The organism is Peribacillus sp. BM1, assembly GCF_056679975.1.
Map to the genome: position 1 here is coordinate 43,994 of NZ_JBWXPJ010000002.1, position 20,777 is coordinate 64,770.

A 20,777-nucleotide genomic window follows, 5' to 3' on the forward strand; every position below is an offset into this window, starting at 1 on the left:
TTCGTACATAAAAAAAGTTGTTTAAACCATGTAATACTTACCTAAAGGCAATAGAAAATTAGATTGGACGAACAGCAAAGCGTGATTAAATTTTAATGCAATCTTTGGGAAACACAAGAAACAAAATAACTCCTCCTGGAAGCCAGAAAGAGAAGAAGAAGCGCAAAATCATATTTGAATTTTTAAGTAAGAATCATGGACAGTCGATAATGGTAACTGAGGTGCTAGCGATTGTTCCAGGACATTCTGGCAATGTTGCGATAATCGATCCTGTACCCGTTCCGTTTGTAGCAATAAATACAGCTGTAAAGTGACCAGTTTCATTGGTAATCGTTGCAGTAGGAATGAGGATACCAAGAGAAGGGTTGCTTACGGAAAGGCTGACAATTACTCCTGCCCCAGCAGGACTCCCGTTTACGAACACTTGACCTGAAATAAATCCCGTGTTATTTCCTTGGTTTGACGAACATAATGTAGGCTGGTTAATAGAAAAGATAATAGTTGCTTTAGGGTTTGTAGGACAACATGAATGGTTGCACTTTTTTGCATTTGTTGTTCGTCTGATCATACAATGTCCCATCGAGTTATCACCTTCATTTTCATAGTAGTATTCAGTATATTTCACTTTACTAATTTTGCTTGGACACTCCCCCATTGTTTTTCATTCATCTAGGCTTCCAGTTGAACAAGAAAACCTCCTTGCTCAAAATGAACTTTTTATGGTCAGATCGGAAGGCCTTTTATTTCAATTTCGTATATTTTTTCTTGCTGTTTAATACCAAAAATATACCTCAAAGCACAAAGGGAAACCCTGATAAGAGCTTCCTTGTCTATCCAATTCGTGTGATAACAAGATGCGCCGAAACAGACCTTGTTCCTCCAGCGATAGGAGTAATGGTCAGCGCCGTGCTATTACCAGCAGGATTTCGTACAGTGAGTAATGAATTGTTGACTGTCGTTTGCACAAGAGCCATTCCTATTATCTGAGACGTACCGGTTGCTCTTCCGACCACCGTATAGGCTAAGTCAGCACCATTGAGAGTTAAAATCAGTTGACCAGGTTCGGTCACACTCACCTGAAACAAGACCTGATAAGTGCCAATTGCAAACAAGTTAAATGTACTAGGACTAGTACGAGTAATAGCAGTTCCACTAGTAGGTCCATTTTGCGGAAAACTCACGTCTGTACCTGGAGCAACTGTTGCTGCATTATCAGGAGGCATCAACGCAAAAAAATCTGCAAAGTCTAATACTCCAGGTGTTCCAGGTGTTCCTGGAGGTCCCTGAGGACCTGGAGCTCCAGCTGGTCCCTGAGGACCTGGTATTGGACAACAACAAGAACAGGAACAATTACTTTCTTTGCACGATCTTTTTGGGACTCTTCGTGAAGTGCATTCACAAAAATTTTCACTAAATGAACAATTCGGACAAAATTCCATTAAATACCACTCCTTTTATTCAATACTATAATATTCTATTAACATATTGGATAAGTGGTCTGTACTTATAAGCTATAATACTGGTTTATTTACGTAACTTTGATCCGGCTGGCCCTGGATTCCCTTTAATTCGAATGTATGATATTGCATATTTTCGTACATTCAAATCCTTGATATAAGTGGGTTCTTTTGATAAACTATCGGTATCATACGTTGAATGTACGATATTGGAGGAAAATCATGAAAGAAAAGAACGTGCAGCCGTTGCGAACGGCCAAAGAAATTGAGGATATGAAATGGGCGTTGCGGCGATATGGTTCCGAACGGGACTATTTTTTATTTGTTTTTGGCATTAACACAGGGTTACGGGTGAGCGATATGGTTCCGTTGATCGTTGGCGATGTACGAGGAAAAACGCATGTGGTGATTCGAGAGAAAAAAACGAATAAAACCAAGCGATTTATGTTGCCGGTGAAGCTGCGGGAAGAAATCGAGGATTATACGGCTCATATGAGCGACGGAGAGTACCTGTTTGCCAGTCGGAAGGGGAATGGACCCATTACACCCACACAAGCTTATAGAGCGCTGGTGAAAGCCGGAAACGTGCTAGGACGGGATGACATCGGCACACATACAATGCGGAAGACCTTCGGATATGCGTATTATCGGAGAACCAAGGACCTGGCGTTTCTGCAGAATATTTTTAACCATTCAGCCCCATCAATCACCAAACGATACATCGGGATTACGCAAGAGGAAATCGATGAAACATTAAAGGATTTTTCTTTGTAAAATGCTGAAAAGGACTACTTTTCTTTTGTCGGCACGATGGATAGGTTTTATCCCCCCTTGTTTTGAGTTGTGAGGTTGGTTGGGGTGAATTGCAGTAGCAAGAAGGGCTAGCCCCTGTATTACGTAAAAAGATAAAGCTAAAGATCAATACGAGGAACGGAAACACTGGCGATTTGGCAGGTACAATGGTCAGAGTAAGCCGAATTCCGAGAATCCTCGTTTTGAGTATGTTCGGCTTGGCGATATGCGCTTACCTGCCAAAATGCGGAATGCAAGGGGGAAAGGGTGGAGATTTTTTGAGTGGGTTGCTCAAAAATACTACCCGAACCTTGCGTGGAGCATAGCCCTTTTATAGATTTTGAGGCTAAAACGCCTTAGAGGGCCTAATAAACAGCATGAATGACGAGTTTTTAAAAACACGCTTCAAAAATCATAAATAAAGTCCCCGTTTTTTCGAATGATCGCCTTTCGGAACCCTTCGAATCTACCTTCGAAACTAAAAATGCTACCAATAAATCAGCAAACTTCATACTTTGCGGTCCATGACAGCAACCCTGTTACTAGGCCATATAGAGAGCTATTCCCTCAACTTTTTAAATTGTGAATATAGTTTAATCATATCTCTCCCACCTATTTTTTTCATGAATTGATGAACTAATTGCGTTTCATTATAACGATTTTCGTTTTCATCGTAGAAGGTACTTGTTAATTTCGTTAAATTTAATATATTTATTTGGATATCTTCTTTCCCAATAAGGGACATATATTGCATAAATTCTGCTACTTCTTTTAAAAAATAATTTAATTTATCATCTGACATAATCTTTTCCCTCGCTTAATTATTCAACCAGTCATAAAATGGCACATTTTTAATCATACTTTCTTTTTGTCGTTTCCTAGCTTCTCGCGTCTCACGTAATGAAGGAAGGACCCCTTAAGGGCTGTTTGTAGTATCCCAAGTTTTTGAACTCAAAAAAGATAAAACGCCTTAGAGGGCCTAATAAACAGCATGTACAACGAGTTTTTAAAAACACATTTCAAAATTCATAAACAAAATCCCTATTTTTTTGAATTCCTCCCTTTCGGAATCCTTCGAAACCACCTTCGAAACTAAAAAATACTACAAATAAATCAGCAAACAGCAGCATCCTGTAATCACATTATACATTTTTACTCTTTCGTACTTTAACTTCTTTTATCTCCAAATCCCTATACTCTTACTTCTTTCCCAATCCATTCACTCCAGTTATACACACAACTACTTACTCCCAACTTCACTCTCGGCCGGCGACAACTTTAGAGTACCAGAAGACCTCGGCTATGTTTACGTAGTATAGGCGAGGTCTTCTGGTGTTTACGAAAAAGAAGGAGCCGGCCGAACCCGCATACAGACAGGGATTTTCTGCAAAGTAAAACCGCAACTGAAACAGACATTTATCTCTCTTTAATTTCTATCTTTGTTGCGGTATTATTTGCGGTTTTTAACAGTGAAAATCTCTCTATATGATTTTATCTCCATTCCCTAATCTTCATATATATAGTAAATATAATGTTATATAGTAAGTTAGCCTTAATCTCTATTATCTTAATAGCAATTTTTTCAGCTATTTTAGATAATTATATTTGACAAGGTTTTAGGTTTTTTTCATACTCGGGCTTCGAGGACAGGAAAACGGCTGGAAGACAGACTAATCTCTTTGAAAATTTATGAGATTAAAATCTGCCTATCATACTATCAAACTCGGTGTGTCTGAGTTCAGGTATCCGTATGTATAGCTTGCATTAGACCGTTAAAGGCACACAATGCACCCCTAACATATAGCTTTATTGACGTATGCCTTACGGTGCGTGTCCATGCCCTACACCGTTCCTTTTCAGGTAATTCGCTATATAATCCTTTATCCTTACAAGAAACATAAGAATAAACATGTTTGACAGTCCATAACAGCCCTTTACGAGTAACTGATTAACTCCAGTAGTACTGTTATGGTTTATTTGCCCCCGAATATTCAACCGTCATAGGCTAATGGAAGAACATGACTTACGTTTTCAAACATCTTTATTGTAAATTTTAACGATTTTATTTGTAATTAAATAACTTTATTGTCACTTAACATTTGTCCTGCTTTCATAGCTTCCGTATCTTCTGGTTTCAGTACAGGTTGAAAATCAAGTGCATAGGAGTCGAGTACAACAACTTCGTGACCGTTTTTCTTTAATGCATTAACTGCTGCATCCAAGATAGCGTGATTTAGACTTCAAGGTGTGGATGTGCATAGACAATAAGATGTTTCATTTCAAATAACCTCAGAGCATATCCTAAATATCATATTTAACGTTACCGAGCCATTTCCCGGTTTCAGGATCGTAATGTGATAAGAACACGTTCTTTTTCGTATCTAACACAGCAATCGCCTCCATATCCTCTTGGCTTAATTCAAAGTCAAAGATAGTGAAATTCTCGATGATTCTCTTCCCTATGAACAGACTGTAGAATCACCACAACTTCTCTTTGTGTTAACCACCGTAAAATTACTTAAATAACGGATTTATTATATTTTTCAGCTAGTGATACTAAAATTTCATTCTGGAAGATTTTATTTCCATTTGTTTTCGGGAGCTTTCCTCAATAATATAGCCTGTTTGTTGAATAAAGTTTCGTTCTCTGTTGTAGTACAAGAGTGTCTAGAGTTTTGTGTCACTCGTCAGATAGACGTTTCAGTTGCAAGATTGTATCGATCACTAAAAGAAAGCAAGCCCAGTAGAAGGTGCTATTTATGTTTTGTTGAACCCCGACCTCTGGGTAAAACAATTAAGCTAAAAAGAAGATACAAGCTATACCCCAACTAGAATTGATGTTGGTTTATACGAATGTTTGATCATTTATCAATTCACTATGTATTATGAACTACAGCCATCCTTTAGCATAAGAAAAAACTCTTAACAAAAATGCTTAATCAAACTTTATCTTATTTCAATAGTATTTTTGATTCCGCCATATTCCGACAGCGTTTTCATTTATTATCCTTTATACTATTAATTTGATAGAGAAGTGATCAAGAGATAATAAATTCGGTCAACAAGCGCTAGTTTCATAATGAATCCATTATTTCTATATAAGTTTGTTAAACATCAGAACTCAATTGAGTAGCGGAGGGGTACGAGTGAGTGTAAACATCGGAGTACGAATGATTGAAAATTATGCCAAATTAGAAGATACAGTTTTGGTAAAGATGGCTCATAGTGGAGATAGTGAGGCATTGACTTTTTTAATTACTAAATATCAGAATTTTGTTCGTGCGAAGACAAGACCATACTTTTTAATTGGCGCAGATAAAGAAGATCTTATTCAAGAGGGATTGATTGGTCTATATAAAGCGATTCGTGACTTTAGAGAGGACATGATGACCTCTTTTAAAGCTTTTGCTGACCTTTGTATCACTAGACAGATTATTACGGCGATCAAAACGGCTACTCGTCAAAAGCATGGCCCTCTGAATTCGTATGTTTCTCTGGACAAGCCCCTTTATGCTGAAGAATCAAACTATACGCTTATGGATATGATATCCGGAGAAAAAATAACAAATCCGGAAGCATTAATCATTAATCAAGAAAAAGCTAATGATATAGAACTAAAAATAGCAGAATTGCTTAGTGATTTAGAAAGAAGAGTGTTGACCTTATATATGGATGGACAATCATATGCGGAAATTTCTGAAGAATTAAACACGCATGTAAAGTCGATTGATAATGCTCTTCAACGAGTAAAAAGAAAACTTGAACAGCATTTGAAGATAAGAATGGCTATCTGATAACTTCGTGTCATTTTTCCGCATTGATAACTAGCCCCGTTTTTTTATAAAAATTAAATACGTCGTTAATTTCAACCACAGAAATTGCTTGGAAGGCCAAGTCAGTTTCTGTGTTTTTTTTATTGCTTACATGTTAAATAGGCAGATATGAATACTCCCGCCACTTAATTTTCTAACAAAAATTTGAAGTGGGGGTTTCATTTCTGAACGCTTAACGTTAGTGGAGTTGACACAGTGGTGTGCTAGAAACACCCAACCCCTCTATCCCATTGGTCTTGCCGTTGGGACTTCTTTTTCAGCTTATTGGGTTCAAACAGTTGTGTGCCTCGGCTGTTAGTTTTAGCTTGAACGTTTTACGGTACGAAGCCTTTCTCGTACTAACCTCCTATGTCCAGTTGTCAATGAACAATCTGTTCAGGAATATCGTACCACAAGAACGAATGTTCCGATACGCAAAAAGGCAATTCACCCCTCTCTACTTATTGGGCTACGCCCTTCGCATTCCTTGAGGAAGGGGTACTCTTCCCTGAAGGTGATAGAAATCGTCCTTTCCTTATTCCCCAATCGAAAGTTTTACTTGAAAATAGATTACTGAAATGATCAGACTAAAAAAAGGATGCAATTATACCATCAGATTAAACCTCTAATATACGCATGTCTTTATAAGGTTATAAGTAATTATATCTATAGTCATATACATCTAAATTGTTTTCAACATATATGTCATTATATATGTTAACACATATGTTATTTTCATCATTATTAACATTTTTGATATATAAAATATTCACACTGTGTGTATATGGATCTCACCGTATATCCCTACTATCCTGACCCTCCAGTAACACAATCATCGATTCTATTAATCGCCCCTTCTATACCTGACTCTTTTATCAAAATCATCTAACAGAGTCCATATCTGTCATTAGATAGCAATAACAATGTCAACGATAATAAAATATATATGTTTGTTAATAATGTTATCATTATGTATATTAAAAGCATTTTCAAAACATATGTCATTATATATGTTAATATATATGTATATGATGAAATTCAATAATTATAGAGATAACTTGATCAGATTATAAGTAAACAAGAATCCATATTCTTTATGGTATTTATCGAAAGAGGTGTTAATATTGACAGCAAAAATTATAACATTTGGAATTAGTAAAGGTGGCTGTTCCAAGTCGACTAGCAGTGGCATTACTTCTTATCTATTAAGTAAAGAGGATAAAGTTTTGGCTATCGATATGGATGGACAAGGGAATTTAACTAGCTTTTTGACCGGCGAATATGACATCTGCAATGTCTTTGAAGAAAAGACCATTTTAGAAGCCATTTTAAACGAGGACTCACGTTCTTATATCATAAAAGTTACAGAGAATTTAGATTTAATCCCTTCTAATGATTTTCTAGCTACTTTACCCAGAAAAATGTTTGAAAAAGGCTTGAATTTAGATGCTCTACAAAAAGCGCTCCAGCCTGTTATGGAGGATTACGATTGGATTATTATTGATACACCACCCGCATTATCCGAACAAACTATCATGCCTTTAAGTACATACTCAGAAGCAGGTAGTTATGCTGTTGTTATGTTCGATGGTTCGATGTTTGCCTATTATGCTATTCCAAAATTCTTAGAAATCATTCAAGGGGCCAGAGAACGATATAACCCTACATTAAAAACAGCTGGAATTCTATTTTCTCTAATTGATGCTAGAGCTAAAGAAAATGAAGTTATGCAGGAAGCCATCGAAGAAGACTATCCTAACCTAAAGTTTGAAACGATAATAAGAAGAAAAGCTTCCACCAGACGACTAGCCATATCAGGATTTGAAAAAAATTCAGAACTGAAAAACGCATTAGAATTTTACAATCCTTTTGTACAGGAGTTGAAAAAACGTGTCCAGCAGAAACAACCTCAAAGATAAGATTAAAAAGCCAAATGCTACTCAGGCATTCTTTAATTCCTACGATACAAAGATCGATAACAACAAAATGAACAACAAAGATATTATTGAAAACAACAACAATAAGAAAGATGATAACAATAACAACAACATTGAAACATATGTTAACAATAACAATGTTGTTATTGTTAATGACGATGATGACGATGATGATTACTTTAGAAATTTAGCATCTGGAAAAAAGGTATCGAAGAAAAAGCCGAAGAAAGTCTTCACCTCATTCTATATGGATGCTGACCTAGCTACTGAAGTGGATAAAATTGCAGCTAGGGGAGAAAAAGGGGATAAATCCAAGCTGATTAACCAAGCAATTAGAAGGTTATTGGAGGATTACCATGTTTTAGAAAAAAAATAATCACCTTTTTAGGTACTAAACAAAATGGCCGGCTTTAAGCCGGCTTATATATCTCTGCTAATCGATTTTTTCAACATGAGTTATGATCTGCTTATCTCCCTTTCCCATAACTTATTTCTTATTTTTCAAACACTTTAACGTTTCTTATCATAAAACTCTCTTAATCGCTGTTACGAGGAATGATTTCATCTGTCGTTTTCTTCTTGCAACAATTACGAATGACACATTTAATGGCCATATACAAGGTGTGCCGTAGTCTACTAGATCCTCTTTGGGTATCTCGATTTAGAGTACCTTTGAATGTACCAGATTTGAAGGCACTTTGATCAATTCCCCCTATTTATTGACCACTCCCACAGCTCTTGTTCAAGAACCACAATTGAAAGTTCATATAGCTGTTTATCATACTTTTTATAAATTCCGCATTTCAATAGCTCTTGAATCAACTCGTCTTTATTTGGCCTTTCATTTATATTGCTTTGAGTCATCATGGAGAAACCTCCTTCATAGAGATACAGACTTAACATAATGAGGGATGTTTAGTACACGACTTCTCGAAAATAGTCTCCATTTCTTCCGCTTGTTACTCCACATAAGAACTTGATCAGCAAAGTCTTCACATTTCTTTGTTTGGTCATATGTAGTTGTCTTTTGATGAATTTTTAACGTTTTATCATATACATATGCCCCGCGCCCCTTCATTTTTTTCAAAAGTATATCTATCGCTGTATACGTATTCGTATAGAATAAATCATCGGAGCCAAAACATGCCGCTTTCACGCCATGAACGTCTGCCTGTCCGAGTTCTTCATAAAATTCCATTGCCTCATAAGGCAATTCTTCCTTATTCCATGTATATGAACCAATTAAGACCAAATCATAGTCCTTTAAGGTATCCGCTTCGATCGTATCCAATCTTTCCATCTCTACATTACACCCACAAGTAGCCAATCTATCCTTAATGATTACAGCCATTTTCTCTGTATTTCCAGATAAACTGATATATCCAATGAATACTTTCATCAAACCCACCTGCCTAATTGAGAATATTTTCAATATACATTCGAGTATAGATGAAAATGATTCTCATTGTCAATTAATTGTGTTTTGTATTAATAACCACCTACTTCTAGTATCTAAATATACATAAATAATTTACAAAACTATTGAATGATTGTATTACAAAAACAACAGAATTGTTTTATTATTTAGATATGTGGGTTTTCTAGGACGTTATCCTTAGAATTATACGAAAAGAAAGGTGTTTCGTGTTGAAGAAGCTTAACAAAAAATCATTTAAAGATCTTTTGCAAGAGAATAAACAAGAATTACTTAATGATAAACAAGCAATCGAAAAAATTGAAATACGATTAGAACAACGCCATGAACTTAAAAAGCTAGCTTAAAAAAGCTAGCTTTTTAATGATATACAATTCGATTTCGTTTAATACCACAGTAGGGAAGGTATGACTCCTTACGATTTTGTAAGAGGTATTGTGTACATATTATGGTTGAAAGGCCCTGTTTCACAAGGCATTCGGTTTCAGAGGTTTTACTATTCAAGTTGGTTCACACGTCAAACATTTCTGGAAGGAAACATAAGGGTGAGATTACCTTCCAGAAATGTTTGTTTTCTTTATTTTTTCAGACGTTCACTTTAGCACTCCTATCAAATTTTCTTATTTTCCCTCATTAGCAAGCAACCTAAAGACTATCTACTACTATTCCATGCCGTTATCCACGTCACTCTTATCGCTTCATTAACTTTTGAACGGTAACTAATACCTCATCAATAACTTCCGAATCTCCCTCATTCAGCCGGTCCACTACACAGTTTTTCAAATGGCCTTCTAATAATATTTTGGCAACACTATTTAGGGCACTTTGCGTGGCTGCTATCTGTGTTATGACGTCATCACAGTAAGTATCCTTCTCAATCAGACCTTTAATTCCTCGTATTTGACCTTCGATGCGATTTAAACGTGTCGTTAAATTTTTTTTTACTGTTTCAGAATTGTGACTTTTTCTATTTTGAGTGGAGATTACACTGCATTCATCATGAATTAAATGGTCAGTCTCCTTTATTTCTGTCTCCATTTCTCATCCACCTTGCACATATGATACTAATCTATTAATCTCACATCGTTCTGTCACCGATAGAGACTATCTATAAATTGGGTTGGTGCGACATGGACAAATTTCTTAAACCCCTTAATAAAGTGGGCCTGATCATAATATCCATTTAGATAGACGATATCCGCTAGATTATGAGTATTGCTTTCAAAAATCATAGCTAATGAATTTTGAAAGCGAACAATTTCACTAAATTGCTTTGGTGAAAAACCAATTACCTCTGCAAATTTCTTGCGAATATACCGATCGGAATATCCGGTATCTTCCGTTAAATCATTAATACTAATGTTCCCATTTGCTAAATAAATTTTTTCAATGCAATATCTCACTACATTGTGACTACTAGGGGGAGTCATTATGCTATTAACGAATACTTCAAATAAACGTATTCTCTCAACAAAGCTAGTTGCATGTAATATTTTCTCCATTAGGAATGGGTCTACAGATATAAGATCATTTAAAGGGATTTTTTTACCTAGAAGATCCCTCATCGAATAATTTATTTTCAAAAGCCCCTGCTCAGGCTGAAATCTAACACCAAAATATTCACAGCCTTCTTGAAAATCAAGTTGCTGCTCTCTCCGCTCGAGTGGACTCGTCCATAGAAAAATAGATGAATGTTTTGGACAACAACAAAATAATAAATCAAAGCAACCATCAGGTATAAGTGCAAAAGTATTGATTGTTTCTTTTTGGGTTTTAAACTGATAATATAAGGCAATATCTTTACCGATGAGACGATTTAATGGTCTCTGCTCGATATAATTATCCATCTTATACTGGACTTCGGGTTGAGCTGGGAAATAAGTAAGGGCTTTCATTAGGTTGCACTCCCCTGATTCATACACGTTCAATACAGTGTAATAGCATTTTTATGATGATCGCAAAATATTCAAATAATTTATAAGTCCAAAACTAAACATCCTTTTGCTCGTGAGACACATGTCAAAACGACATTTGCGCCGTTCTTTTCTTCATCTGTAAGGAACACATCTCTGTGATCGACTTCCCCTTTTAACACATTCACTTGACAGCTGCCACATCCACCAACCTTACAAGAATATGGTGCATCAATATCATTTTCCAATAAAACATCTAATAATGTGGCCCCTTCAGGAACTTGAAGAACCTGCTTGCTTTGTTTCAATTCCACTTCAAATGCATACAATGGACCAAAATCTGGCGGTGTGAAAAGTTCAAAATGAATACTGCTTTCAGGATATCCATATAATTTTGCAGCTTCTGCAAATTCCTTTACCATTCCTTCTGTTCCACAAAAATAGACATGAGTACCCATCGCTTGGTTTTTCATCACTTCCGTTGTCATTCTTCGATCCGTTCTTGAGAAGTAGAAGTGAGTCTCTTCTGGATAAACAGATGACAGAAAAGGATAAAACGCGCACAATTCTTTTGAAGGAGCTGCATAGTGTAATTCAAACGTTTTTCCTTGCTTTTTCAAATGAGACGCCATAGCGAGAAACGGCGTTATTCCAATACCAGCAGCAATAAAAACATGATGTTTAGCACTAAAGCTAAGAGGAAAATGATTTTTCGGATAACTAATCTCTAGTTGATCCCCTTCTTTTATAGAGTCATGCCAATAAACAGAACCCCCTCGCGAGTTTGTGTTTCGGCCGACAGCAATTTGATAGTATTCATTTTGATCGACATCATTTGTTAATGAATAATGGCGTTCAAAGAGGGCTTGTTCACTCTGAATCTTTGTCGTAATATGGGCGCCGCCACTAAAACGCGGCAAGGCAGAACCGTCTTTTGCTTTTAACTGAAAACTTCTAACAGATGGAGATTCAATCGTGATTTTATCTACAATAACATCCATGGTACCTGTAGCCATTTTGTCAACTCTCCTTTCTAAACTTAGACCACCTGGATATAGCCTAGGTATGCATCCAATCTTTTTGAAAAGTGATTAGAAACGTCGAGAACTGTATGACAATGTACACATGTTATTTCATTGCTGTTTGTTTTCTCATTATGGTTGTAACATTTTACACAATATACTTTTTCCTCTTTTATTCCAATCTCTTTCGTTTGCATTTCTTTATCTGTAAATCCTACTGAATATGCAGCTTGTTTGACATCTCGAACCATGGACCAGTCCCCAGATATAAACAGTTTTGTACCGATTAATTGGTTATCTAGTACGGCTTGAACGTTATCAGCCGTAAAAGATGATAGAATGGTAACGTTATGACCATGCTGCTGTTGAAGATAGTCTAAAATAGGACCTTTTTCTTCAGCTATCACAAATACATTGAATTCGATATTTTTTAATGATAGAAAATCAATTTCAGCCAAATTAACAAAAAGGGCCGATTGATCAATCAGAAGTAGCATCTTTTGGCAGTTATGATGAAGTTCAAAATATGGATCTTCCTCCACTACCAACTCGAATTCCTGATCTTTGAGCTGTTCTACTAAGCGCACTTTTTCTTGTTCTGGATAAGTTGTTGTATTCATTATAAGGCGATATGTTCCTTCCTGTTTACCCGTTTCAACCAAATAAACAGGAAGCTTGAACCGAGTCTGATTGCATATAATTTGTTTTGCAAAGCCAATCATTTGAGAATTAGAACCGGAAAGCAATTTCACTTCTGCTATATACCCTTGATCAAATGAATTCTCTACTTGTATTACTCTGCCTTTAACTGTATTCAATTTTCCTCATCCCTTTGGTTAATTTGAAAAAGTCTCTTCTAACCTTTTTTCCAAATATGTGACTATTTGATCTTTATAGGAAATCAATCCTTTGTATTCTGCTATATCATCTGCCAAACCAACTAGTACATTGCGGAATTGACTCGTCCATTTACGATTTTTAGATAGTTCTTCTAGTGAAATAAAATGTGTGTGGATGCTGAACAAAATTCCGTTACTGCGCGGAAGTCGAAATAATCTTTGATCTTCTACTCTCAAATATACCAACTGTCCTGCATTTTCACTTGTTACTAAGTCTTTTTTCGGTCCCCACTCATCAAACGTTTCAGGTGATGTTTCGAGAAGTGGCTCAACCGTCATTGTCCAGTTAAAGCGAGTCCACGGTTTTCCAGCTTCCATTCGTAATATGAATCCGCGAATTTTCTCAGCTAACCCAGTCGTCGTAAAGCGTGATGGCACAGGTAGATGAATCGCTAAAAAGTCCATCCCGAGATCAAACGCAAGGGACCAATTGGCTGGAAAGCATAATTGTCCTGCATCTAGGTAAAGTTCACCATCTCTTTGCGCAAGATAAATCAGATCCGCTTGAACATGACGACCAATAAAGTCTAATGGCTCATACGGTAAACTTGAACAATCTCCAAAAGTAAATGAATATTCTTCTTCAAGGATGTTATTATGGAACGTCCACTGATTTCCATTTTTAAAAACTTTAAAATAATTCGGGTGGATGGATGCCATCTCATCCATAATCATCTCTAAGATTTCCCATTGTGCTTCAATAGAATGAGGGTATGATTGATAGGTTTGTTCTTTTCTACTATCTAGAAGTTTCCGCTTTAGTTTGATTTCCTCAATATATTCAGGTGTAATATCAAGCACAAACGGCGGATCAAGTGGTGTGGAGTTGTTTGAAAAATCATGGGAGTCTCCCTTAAACGGGAAAGGGAAACGTTCGACTATAGGCCGATTAGGAATTTCTGCTTTTATAGGGGTAGGAGTACCTTTTTCCATTATTTTCTCTCCTTGATAAAAGATTTGTCTTTTTTTAGAAAAAACATTCTATAGGAACGATCCACCTATAGAATGTCTTTTCGTACATAATTTTTTTGTCGTTCGTACATGTCAGCAAAACTTTTAAATTGGTGATCCTTATTTCATAAATGCAGCATCAGCAGCAGCATGTTTTGTGTAGATCGCTTCTCCATCACTTTCACCATCAAAAATAACTGGAACATTCGGTGTGAAGAGAACGACATCGCCTGCTTCAGCTATATATTTGTTCCCTTGCTTGTCACGTAAGACAAATTTACCTTTCGTGATTACTTTATATTCTAAAAATTCATATACAAATTCAAATTCATCTCCTGGTTGCATAGAGAAGAACCCGATTGTAAGTGGGTTTGCTGTTGCAGTAACAGGGACATCAACGATTTGGCTGTTCAAATCTGGCTTTCCTAAAAGTCCATCCAATTCAATTTTGTCAAAAGTACCTGGTTTAAAAATTTGGATCCCTGGTTTTTGGCTCAAATAGCTATAGTTTTTTGCTTCTGTTGATTGGCTCATTATTAACACTCCTATTATTTTTTTATTTTGATTCTCTTATATATATACTGTCATTTATTTAGATTAAACAGTAACCGCTTCTTTAATTAAGCGTTGCATTTCTTGTGCCACGGCTTTTTTATCTTCTTTCCCTGTGATACCTCCGCCGACGATTACAAGATCCGGCTGTGCTTGAATCACTTCAGGAAGCGTTTCCAATTTAATGCCGCCTGCGACAGCCGTTTTTGCGTTTTTCACGACGCGTTTGATTGTTCTAAGTTGTTCAAAGGAGTTTTCACCAGCTGCTTGTAGGTCATATCCTGTATGTACACAGATATAATCGACACCTAGAGCGTCTACTTCTTTCGCACGTTGTTCAATGTCTTTCACATTGATCATGTCGACAAGAATTTCAGATCCGTGTTTTTTCGCTTCTTCTACTGCACCTCTAATAGTAGAATCGTCTGTTGCACCTAAAACGGTTACAATTCCAGCACCCGCTTCAGAGGCTTTCATCACTTCATACCCGCCGGCATCCATAATTTTTAGATCAGCTAGGACCGTTAAATTAGGGAATGCTTCTTTCATTTCTTTCACAGCGCGTAGCCCTTCGTTAATAACAACAGGGGTACCGATTTCAACGACATCTACGAATGCTTCTACTTCTCTAACGACACTGATACCTTCTGGAATATTGACTAGATCAAGTGCTAATTGCAATTTCATGAATAGGACACTCCTTATAAAAGTAGTTAGTAATTGGTACTGACTTTATTATATATCTTAATTTTCAGAAAACAAAGTACGCACTTTTTTATCATATTGTGTCATAAAATATACTATAGGGATTTATGAATCATATTCTTCCTATCATTCTGAATATTAGCTGATTTTTCTACATGTCTATCATCATTATTAGCGTTGTTTGTCATAAAACCGCTTTAGCATTTAGAGTTCATTCGTTTTTTCTAGTGTATGATTTAAAACGCTTTCCGTATACTCTTTCCCCCACACATACATAGACTCGAGAATCGGGATTAAAGTATGCCCTCGTTCTGTCAGGGAGTATTCGACTTTAGGTGGCACGACAGGATAAACTTTACGACTAACAATGAGATCTTCTTCCAATTCCCGAAGCTGACTAACAAGCATCCTCTGAGTGATGGCAGGTATGAGAGATTTCAATTCTCCGAATCTCTTTGTCCCATCTTTCCCTAAATGCCACATAATCAACATCTTCCATTTCCCACCGATAATAGAAAGTGTTAATTCTTTTTCACAGTTAAACGTCTTTTCTCGAGTATGGCTCATTCGTTATCCCTCCCCAATCATGATAGCGTTCATCATTAAAGTATGGTTTCTTACACTATATAACAAAAAACTGCGTATTTACAACAGTAATTTTCAGATAATATAAAAAAAACAGACAACTTCGGCCCGTATGAATACCGGACCCAAGCTGCCTAAACTAACTCTTTTATTTTCTGTCTACTAAAATAGTTAGTCAATCTAATATTGACCAACTACTCTCCTTATTTCATAAATGCAGCATCAGCAGCAGCATGTTTCGTGTAAATTGCTTCTCCATCACTTTCTCCATCAAAAATAACCAGAACATTCGGTGTGAAGAGAACGACATCTCCTGCTTCAGCTACATATCTGTTCCCTTGCTTGTCACGCAAAACAAATTTACCTTTTGTAATTACTTTATATTCTAAAGTTTCATATAGGAATTCAAATTCATCTCCTGGTTGCATAGAGAAGAATCCGATTGTTAGTGGATTGGCCGTTGCTGTTACAGGGACATCAATGATTTGGCTGTTCAAATCTGGTTTGCCTAAAAGCCCATCCAATTCAATCTTGTCAAACGTACCTGGTTTAAAAATTTGGATCCCTGGTTTTTGGCTTAAATAGCTATAATTTTTTGCCTCTGTTGATTGGCCCATTATGAAAACTCCTTATCCAATTTAGTTTTAAATATTTTCTCAATCGAGCTCGATTTCATAGAAAGCTACTTATTCATTTAATTTGGAAAAGACCATGAAGAAAAGTTCAACTGGATTTTAACCAACCTAATTCTTCAGAAATGACACCTGCTGCTTTCTTCACTTCACTCATCATATATTTAGATCGATGATCCTTGAAATTTGTTTCAGCAAAAACGACGCTGATGGATGCCACTACTTTTCCCTCCCAAGAAAAAATAGGTGCCGCTATAGTAACCGTTCCTTTAGTAGTTTCTCCAAAGGAGTTAGCAATCTTCCATTTCGCAATAAGTTTTAATTCGCTTTCTAATGTGTTTACATCACTTATTTCACCCTGTTCAACAAGTTTTTGTATAATCTGCTGTTTCATGTCTGAACTTAAATGAGATAAAATCGCTTGATTCGATGCACCAACACATAATGGCGTTCTCTTTCCAATCTCTTTTGAAAGCAAATCCTTATTAAGACAGTCAACAATTACTCCCTCAGTACCTTCTGGAACGGTTAAATATACAGATTCTCCGGTTTTTTTCATCAGCTTTTCCATAGTCGGAAGTGCACTACTTCGAACGGATAAATTATCCCGTATCGAGAACCCTAATTGCATCAAAGTAAAACCTAAACGAAACTTTTTGGTTTCATAATTCTGGAATACAAAACCGTATTCAGCTAGACTTGAAAGTAATCGATGCACCGTTTGAATAGGAATATCAAGTTGGCGGCTTACTTCCGTCGCACTCCACTCCTCTTGATCCTCTGTTGGCACGATGGTGGTGAGTAATGCAACAGACTTCCGAATAACCTCCGACATACATTTTCTCCTTGATTGAGATATTGATAAGTTGCTGTCTTGATAAAAGAGCACTTCCAAAATGAATCATATAAACATTGATAGGTTGTCCTACGATTTAATTAAAGGGGGACGAACAACGTACGGCTCGCTCCTATTCTAAATTCGCGTGACGTCCATACATTTTATCGGAATCCATGCCTTTTTTTTCCATGAAGCGGAGAATAATAGAATCATAGAATAATAGAAGACTTTGCTCGAATAGAGAGCCCATTGGTTGAATGGATTTATTCCCCGTATCGACACCAGACTTCGCTTGAGCAGGGATTTCAATGACGATATCTGCCAATTCACCAATGGTGGAGTTCGGAAAAATCGTGACTGCCGCTACTGTTGCACCAATGCTTCTTGCTTTCTCTGCCATGGCAACCAGGCTTTTCGTTTCACCAGATCCGGAGCCGATGATAAAGATATCGCCTTCTTCCAAATTAGGTGTCACGGTTTCGCCCACAATATAAGGGTCAAGCCCCATATGCATCATACGCATGACAAAACATCTAGCCATGAAGCCTGATCTGCCGGCTCCTGCCACAAATACTTTTTTTGCGCTCAAAATGCCGTTTACGAGTTTTTCGGCATCTTCATCGCGAACGAGGGCTGCTGTTCGTTGAAGCTCTTGCAAAACGAGTTCAGTATATTGAGTTGTTTGCATAATTAAACCGTCACCGCCTCTTTAATTAAACGTTGCATTTCTTGTGCTACTGCTTTTTTGTCTTCTTTACCAGTGATGCCTCCACCAACGATTACAAGATCTGGCTGTGCTTGAATCACTTCAGGAAGCGTTTCCAATTTAATGCCGCCTGCGACAGCCGTTTTTGCGTTCTTCACCACGCGTTTGATTGTTCTCAATTGTTCAAAGGAGTTTTCACCCGCGGCTTGTAAGTCATACCCTGTATGTACACAGATATAATCGACACCTAGAGCGTCTACTTCTTTCGCACGTTGTTCAATGTCTTTCACATTGATCATGTCGACAAGAATTTCAGATCCGTGTTTTTTCGCCTCTTCTACTGCACCTTTAATCGTTGAATCATCTGTTGCACCTAGAACCGTTACAATACCAGCACCCGCTTCAGATGCTTTCATGACTTCATATCCGCCGGCATCCATGATTTTTAGATCAGCTAGGACCGTTAAATTAGGGAATGCTTCTTTCATTTCTTTAACAGCGCGTAACCCTTCGTTAATGACGACAGGTGTACCGATTTCTACAACATCTATGAATGCCTCTACTTCTCTAACGACGCTGATGCCTTCTGGAATGTTTACTAGATCAAGTGCTAATTGTAATTTCATGATTGGGTCACTTCCTTCATATAATTTGTTATGATTGTTTTATTAGGACTACACTCAGTATATGTCCTAATTTTCAGAAAATAAAGTACGCACTTTATTAACATATGGTGAGAAATATTATACTATTAAGAGTTCTTTCTCAATGAAAGTTGCATTAGGTATGGAAATCGTCCATTCGAAAATTCATTTGAGACGTATTGCATCAGCTCAAATTCGTCAAATGAAATACAGACAGTCCTCTACAGTAGAAAAAAGTCCGAAACTCCACGATTGTGGTGCTTTTCTTTTTTTCGGACCATACTTCGACTTATTAAGTGGCCAAAATAAAAATCCTTCTTTTTTAGAAATCAAAAGAAGGACAGACTTTTTTAAGCGTACAATCCATGGCTTATCTTAATAGCTATGGATTTATTCCTTTCCCATTATCTGGGATATTGTGAAATTAAGCGATGTATTCTTCTGCTGGAATATCTTTTGCATCTTCTCTAACATAGTATTTCCCTTTTGTAGCAATCGCCATAATAATTGTGACTATAAACGCGATGATAAAGGAAAAGAATGCCGATGTATTTTGTAAGAACGTCCCCATATATCCGAATCCAGCAATGGAACCAAATATACTCGCTACAACAAAAGCAACAACGCCAACTGGATTCCATTTAAACAAATTCTTTTGTCTATGTTCATAATAAGTAGGACCGATTTTTAATACTTTTTTAACAATGAAGGCATCACTTATTAAGATAGCTGCCCATGCCATTAGGAAAATCCCTTGAGCGATTAGTACACCACTTAAATGATCTAGTATGCCACCTAGCATTAAAGCGATTGAGGTTACCCCTGATACGACCACCCAAAACGGTCTTCCTGGTTTAAATTTAAACACGTTCTCAAAAAAACTGGACAGAGATAATGAACCGCTGTATAAATTCGTAATGTTAATTCGGACCTGTGTCAAAATCGTAAAGAATACGCCACCTATACCGAGAAGTTGAACCATATACACGCCAGGATTAGCTTCTCCCATGCGAACTCCAAACCAGATACCGATAAGACCCATGATGAAAAAACAAAGGAGCTGAGGGAAAAATCCGATAATATACTTCCCTACTTTAACGTCATCTTTTTTAAGAAATCTCGCATAATCTGATGCAAGTAAAGCCATTAGACCTAATAATCCATTTTGCATGCCTATGCAAAGAAGCAGGGCCGTTCCTCCAAATTTAACCCCATCTGGCACATAGGTCAAAAAGTTCCCGTCATAAGCTGATGGTTTAAGGAAAGATACAATTAAAGCGATGGCTAACATAATGATAAAGATCGGCAATGTGAATTTTTGTATTTTATCCAGTTGCTTAATCCCAAACCAGTTTAAAGGAATAACAACGGATCCAAAGAAAACGATTAACACCCACATTGGAATGGCCGGTAAGAATTCATTCACGGCATATACCATGAGAATGCCTTCAAATGCACAGTACATAATAAAGTTTGAAGCATAAACAAGTGAGGTTAATGAAGCACCAATATAGCCAAATCCTCCGCCCCTAGATAATAAGTTTACATTCATTCCCGTTTTTGCAGATAAATAAACAATAATCGTACTGATGATTCCGGCAACAATTGTTGCATAAATACCTGATACCAACGCGTTCATCGCGCCAAATTTAATAGCCATGATGCTCCCCATTTGAAAAAAGAAGATAGCTGTAGAAATACCTAACGCGATATTTGCAACGCTTAATAAGCCCATATTTCTTTTTTCAGTCGGCACTTTACTTAATGAATAATCATCTTTCATTAATTCTTTTTCGCTTAACCCCTCTGTTTTTCCTGGTACATTCAATGACCCTCCAGCCATAATTTCAGCTCCTTTTCCTATTATCCAAATATTAGAAATTATCAGTTAATTTAA

Annotated in this window: 24 protein-coding genes and 3 pseudogenes; 6 read left to right on the forward strand and 21 right to left on the reverse strand. The window is 36.8% G+C overall.

The features are described from left to right. Positions 1-193: 193 nt before the first annotated feature. Positions 194-580, reverse strand: a complete 387-nt coding sequence (locus tag AC1MGI_RS21075) for an exosporium leader peptide-containing protein (protein ID WP_480349977.1) — start codon at positions 578-580, stop codon at positions 194-196. Positions 581-830: 250 nt separating this feature from the next. Continuing rightward, positions 831-1,439, reverse strand: coding sequence for a collagen-like protein (locus tag AC1MGI_RS21080; protein ID WP_480349979.1), 609 nt, complete (start codon positions 1,437-1,439; stop codon positions 831-833). 240 nt (positions 1,440-1,679) lie between these two features. Here AC1MGI_RS21080 and AC1MGI_RS21085 point away from each other — a divergent pair, with 240 nt between their 5' ends. Then, positions 1,680-2,231 carry a site-specific integrase gene (locus tag AC1MGI_RS21085; RefSeq protein ID WP_480349980.1) on the forward strand — a complete coding sequence of 184 codons (552 nt, stop codon included), beginning with the start codon at positions 1,680-1,682 and terminating at the stop codon, positions 2,229-2,231. A gap of 577 nt (positions 2,232-2,808) precedes the next feature. Here AC1MGI_RS21085 and AC1MGI_RS21090 read toward each other — a convergent pair. From AC1MGI_RS21090 to AC1MGI_RS21100, 3 genes and pseudogenes are all read right to left on the reverse strand, one after another. After that, entirely contained in the window at positions 2,809-3,051 is a 243-nt protein-coding gene (locus AC1MGI_RS21090; protein WP_480349981.1) for a hypothetical protein, read from the reverse strand. A 1,276-nt stretch (positions 3,052-4,327) separates the two neighbouring features. Then, a pseudogene (locus AC1MGI_RS21095) lies at positions 4,328-4,527 on the reverse strand (NAD(P)H-dependent oxidoreductase); the annotation flags it as partial. Between the two features lie 23 nt (positions 4,528-4,550). Beyond that, positions 4,551-4,833: pseudogene (locus AC1MGI_RS21100) on the reverse strand (aldo/keto reductase); the annotation flags it as partial. 586 nt (positions 4,834-5,419) lie between these two features. Here AC1MGI_RS21100 and sigH point away from each other — a divergent pair. The 3 genes from sigH (at position 5,420) to AC1MGI_RS21115 (ending at position 8,374) form a co-directional block, all read left to right on the forward strand. Beyond that, positions 5,420-6,043 (forward strand): RNA polymerase sporulation sigma factor SigH, encoded by a 624-nt coding sequence (gene sigH / locus AC1MGI_RS21105; protein ID WP_480350139.1) that lies wholly within the window; start codon positions 5,420-5,422, stop codon positions 6,041-6,043. Between the two features lie 1,142 nt (positions 6,044-7,185). Then, the gene (locus AC1MGI_RS21110; protein ID WP_480349983.1) at positions 7,186-7,980 is read left to right on the forward strand and encodes a ParA family protein; all 795 of its coding nucleotides are present in this window, start codon (positions 7,186-7,188) and stop codon (positions 7,978-7,980) included. After that, positions 7,952-8,374: a hypothetical protein gene (locus AC1MGI_RS21115; protein WP_480349984.1), complete on the forward strand. Its 423-nt coding sequence runs from the start codon at positions 7,952-7,954 to the stop codon at positions 8,372-8,374. Before AC1MGI_RS21110 ends, AC1MGI_RS21115 begins: the two co-directional genes overlap by 29 nt. 137 nt (positions 8,375-8,511) lie before the next feature. Here AC1MGI_RS21115 and AC1MGI_RS21120 read toward each other — a convergent pair. From AC1MGI_RS21120 to AC1MGI_RS21130, 3 genes and pseudogenes are all read right to left on the reverse strand, one after another. Continuing rightward, positions 8,512-8,684: pseudogene (locus AC1MGI_RS21120) on the reverse strand (IS110 family transposase); the annotation flags it as partial. Positions 8,685-8,700: 16 nt separating this feature from the next. Next, entirely contained in the window at positions 8,701-8,865 is a 165-nt protein-coding gene (locus tag AC1MGI_RS21125; protein ID WP_480349985.1) for a Fur-regulated basic protein FbpA, read from the reverse strand. Positions 8,866-8,878: 13 nt separating this feature from the next. Next, positions 8,879-9,397: a flavodoxin domain-containing protein gene (locus AC1MGI_RS21130; protein ID WP_480349986.1), complete on the reverse strand. Its 519-nt coding sequence runs from the start codon at positions 9,395-9,397 to the stop codon at positions 8,879-8,881. Positions 9,398-9,645: 248 nt separating this feature from the next. On the opposite strand from AC1MGI_RS21130, the gene AC1MGI_RS21135 reads away from it, so the two are divergent. Next, a complete protein-coding gene (locus AC1MGI_RS21135; RefSeq protein ID WP_172796933.1) occupies positions 9,646-9,780 on the forward strand; it encodes an FbpB family small basic protein in 135 nt (44 codons plus the stop codon). Positions 9,781-10,123: 343 nt separating this feature from the next. Here AC1MGI_RS21135 and AC1MGI_RS21140 read toward each other — a convergent pair whose 3' ends face one another. The 12 genes from AC1MGI_RS21140 to hxlA (AC1MGI_RS21195) form a co-directional block, all read right to left on the reverse strand. Then, positions 10,124-10,471: a metal-sensitive transcriptional regulator gene (locus AC1MGI_RS21140; protein WP_480349987.1), complete on the reverse strand. Its 348-nt coding sequence runs from the start codon at positions 10,469-10,471 to the stop codon at positions 10,124-10,126. 53 nt (positions 10,472-10,524) lie between these two features. Continuing rightward, positions 10,525-11,328: a helix-turn-helix transcriptional regulator gene (locus AC1MGI_RS21145; protein ID WP_480349988.1), complete on the reverse strand. Its 804-nt coding sequence runs from the start codon at positions 11,326-11,328 to the stop codon at positions 10,525-10,527. 80 nt (positions 11,329-11,408) lie between these two features. Further along, complete coding sequence (locus tag AC1MGI_RS21150; protein ID WP_480349990.1) at positions 11,409-12,362, reverse strand: PDR/VanB family oxidoreductase; 954 nt, start codon at positions 12,360-12,362, stop codon at positions 11,409-11,411. Positions 12,363-12,385: 23 nt separating this feature from the next. Then, entirely contained in the window at positions 12,386-13,186 is an 801-nt protein-coding gene (locus AC1MGI_RS21155) for a dimethylamine monooxygenase subunit DmmA family protein (RefSeq protein WP_480349992.1), read from the reverse strand. An 18-nt stretch (positions 13,187-13,204) separates the two neighbouring features. Beyond that, entirely contained in the window at positions 13,205-14,200 is a 996-nt protein-coding gene (locus tag AC1MGI_RS21160) for a heme-dependent oxidative N-demethylase family protein (RefSeq protein WP_480349993.1), read from the reverse strand. 138 nt (positions 14,201-14,338) lie between these two features. Further along, the gene (locus AC1MGI_RS21165) at positions 14,339-14,752 is read right to left on the reverse strand and encodes a hypothetical protein (protein ID WP_480349994.1); all 414 of its coding nucleotides are present in this window, start codon (positions 14,750-14,752) and stop codon (positions 14,339-14,341) included. A 63-nt stretch (positions 14,753-14,815) separates the two neighbouring features. Further along, positions 14,816-15,457, reverse strand: a complete 642-nt coding sequence (gene hxlA, locus AC1MGI_RS21170; RefSeq protein WP_480349995.1) for a 3-hexulose-6-phosphate synthase — start codon at positions 15,455-15,457, stop codon at positions 14,816-14,818. 222 nt (positions 15,458-15,679) lie between these two features. Continuing rightward, positions 15,680-16,042 carry a transcriptional activator HxlR gene (gene hxlR / locus AC1MGI_RS21175; RefSeq protein WP_480349997.1) on the reverse strand — a complete coding sequence of 121 codons (363 nt, stop codon included), beginning with the start codon at positions 16,040-16,042 and terminating at the stop codon, positions 15,680-15,682. A 221-nt stretch (positions 16,043-16,263) separates the two neighbouring features. After that, the gene (locus tag AC1MGI_RS21180) at positions 16,264-16,677 is read right to left on the reverse strand and encodes a hypothetical protein (RefSeq protein ID WP_480349998.1); all 414 of its coding nucleotides are present in this window, start codon (positions 16,675-16,677) and stop codon (positions 16,264-16,266) included. A gap of 106 nt (positions 16,678-16,783) precedes the next feature. Next, positions 16,784-17,527: an IclR family transcriptional regulator gene (locus tag AC1MGI_RS21185; RefSeq protein WP_480350000.1), complete on the reverse strand. Its 744-nt coding sequence runs from the start codon at positions 17,525-17,527 to the stop codon at positions 16,784-16,786. Positions 17,528-17,660: 133 nt separating this feature from the next. Beyond that, positions 17,661-18,218: a 6-phospho-3-hexuloisomerase gene (gene hxlB / locus AC1MGI_RS21190; protein ID WP_480350001.1), complete on the reverse strand. Its 558-nt coding sequence runs from the start codon at positions 18,216-18,218 to the stop codon at positions 17,661-17,663. Positions 18,219-18,220: 2 nt separating this feature from the next. Continuing rightward, positions 18,221-18,862, reverse strand: a complete 642-nt coding sequence (gene hxlA / locus AC1MGI_RS21195; RefSeq protein ID WP_480350002.1) for a 3-hexulose-6-phosphate synthase — start codon at positions 18,860-18,862, stop codon at positions 18,221-18,223. 142 nt (positions 18,863-19,004) lie between these two features. Between hxlA (AC1MGI_RS21195) and AC1MGI_RS21200 the strand changes: the two genes are divergently transcribed. Then, positions 19,005-19,259, forward strand: a complete 255-nt coding sequence (locus tag AC1MGI_RS21200) for a hypothetical protein (protein ID WP_480350003.1) — start codon at positions 19,005-19,007, stop codon at positions 19,257-19,259. A gap of 45 nt (positions 19,260-19,304) precedes the next feature. On the opposite strand, the gene AC1MGI_RS21205 is transcribed toward AC1MGI_RS21200, so the two are convergent. Continuing rightward, on the reverse strand, positions 19,305-20,723 hold the full coding sequence (locus AC1MGI_RS21205) for a purine-cytosine permease family protein (protein ID WP_480350004.1): 1,419 nt from the start codon (positions 20,721-20,723) through the stop codon (positions 19,305-19,307). Positions 20,724-20,777 lie beyond the last annotated feature (54 nt).

Bases quoted from the DNA above. Each gene is read 5' to 3' on its own strand.
- AC1MGI_RS21075 (WP_480349977.1), bottom strand. From the start codon at position 580: ATGGGACATTGTATGATCAGACGAACAACAAATGCAAAAAAGTGCAAC.
- AC1MGI_RS21080 (WP_480349979.1), bottom strand. From the start codon at position 1,439: ATGGAATTTTGTCCGAATTGTTCATTTAGTGAAAATTTTTGTGAATGC.
- AC1MGI_RS21085 (WP_480349980.1), top strand. From the start codon at position 1,680: ATGAAAGAAAAGAACGTGCAGCCGTTGCGAACGGCCAAAGAAATTGAG.
- AC1MGI_RS21090 (WP_480349981.1), bottom strand. From the start codon at position 3,051: ATGTCAGATGATAAATTAAATTATTTTTTAAAAGAAGTAGCAGAATTT.
- sigH (WP_480350139.1), top strand. From the start codon at position 5,420: ATGATTGAAAATTATGCCAAATTAGAAGATACAGTTTTGGTAAAGATG.
- AC1MGI_RS21125 (WP_480349985.1), bottom strand. From the start codon at position 8,865: ATGATGACTCAAAGCAATATAAATGAAAGGCCAAATAAAGACGAGTTG.
- AC1MGI_RS21130 (WP_480349986.1), bottom strand. From the start codon at position 9,397: ATGAAAGTATTCATTGGATATATCAGTTTATCTGGAAATACAGAGAAA.
- AC1MGI_RS21140 (WP_480349987.1), bottom strand. From the start codon at position 10,471: ATGGAGACAGAAATAAAGGAGACTGACCATTTAATTCATGATGAATGC.
- AC1MGI_RS21145 (WP_480349988.1), bottom strand. From the start codon at position 11,328: ATGAAAGCCCTTACTTATTTCCCAGCTCAACCCGAAGTCCAGTATAAG.
- AC1MGI_RS21150 (WP_480349990.1), bottom strand. From the start codon at position 12,362: ATGGCTACAGGTACCATGGATGTTATTGTAGATAAAATCACGATTGAA.
- AC1MGI_RS21160 (WP_480349993.1), bottom strand. From the start codon at position 14,200: ATGGAAAAAGGTACTCCTACCCCTATAAAAGCAGAAATTCCTAATCGG.
- AC1MGI_RS21165 (WP_480349994.1), bottom strand. From the start codon at position 14,752: ATGAGCCAATCAACAGAAGCAAAAAACTATAGCTATTTGAGCCAAAAA.
- hxlA (WP_480349995.1), bottom strand. From the start codon at position 15,457: ATGAAATTGCAATTAGCACTTGATCTAGTCAATATTCCAGAAGGTATC.
- hxlR (WP_480349997.1), bottom strand. From the start codon at position 16,042: ATGAGCCATACTCGAGAAAAGACGTTTAACTGTGAAAAAGAATTAACA.
- AC1MGI_RS21180 (WP_480349998.1), bottom strand. From the start codon at position 16,677: ATGGGCCAATCAACAGAGGCAAAAAATTATAGCTATTTAAGCCAAAAA.
- AC1MGI_RS21185 (WP_480350000.1), bottom strand. From the start codon at position 17,527: ATGTCGGAGGTTATTCGGAAGTCTGTTGCATTACTCACCACCATCGTG.
- hxlB (WP_480350001.1), bottom strand. From the start codon at position 18,218: ATGCAAACAACTCAATATACTGAACTCGTTTTGCAAGAGCTTCAACGA.
- hxlA (WP_480350002.1), bottom strand. From the start codon at position 18,862: ATGAAATTACAATTAGCACTTGATCTAGTAAACATTCCAGAAGGCATC.
- AC1MGI_RS21200 (WP_480350003.1), top strand. From the start codon at position 19,005: ATGAAAGTTGCATTAGGTATGGAAATCGTCCATTCGAAAATTCATTTG.
- AC1MGI_RS21205 (WP_480350004.1), bottom strand. From the start codon at position 20,723: ATGGCTGGAGGGTCATTGAATGTACCAGGAAAAACAGAGGGGTTAAGC.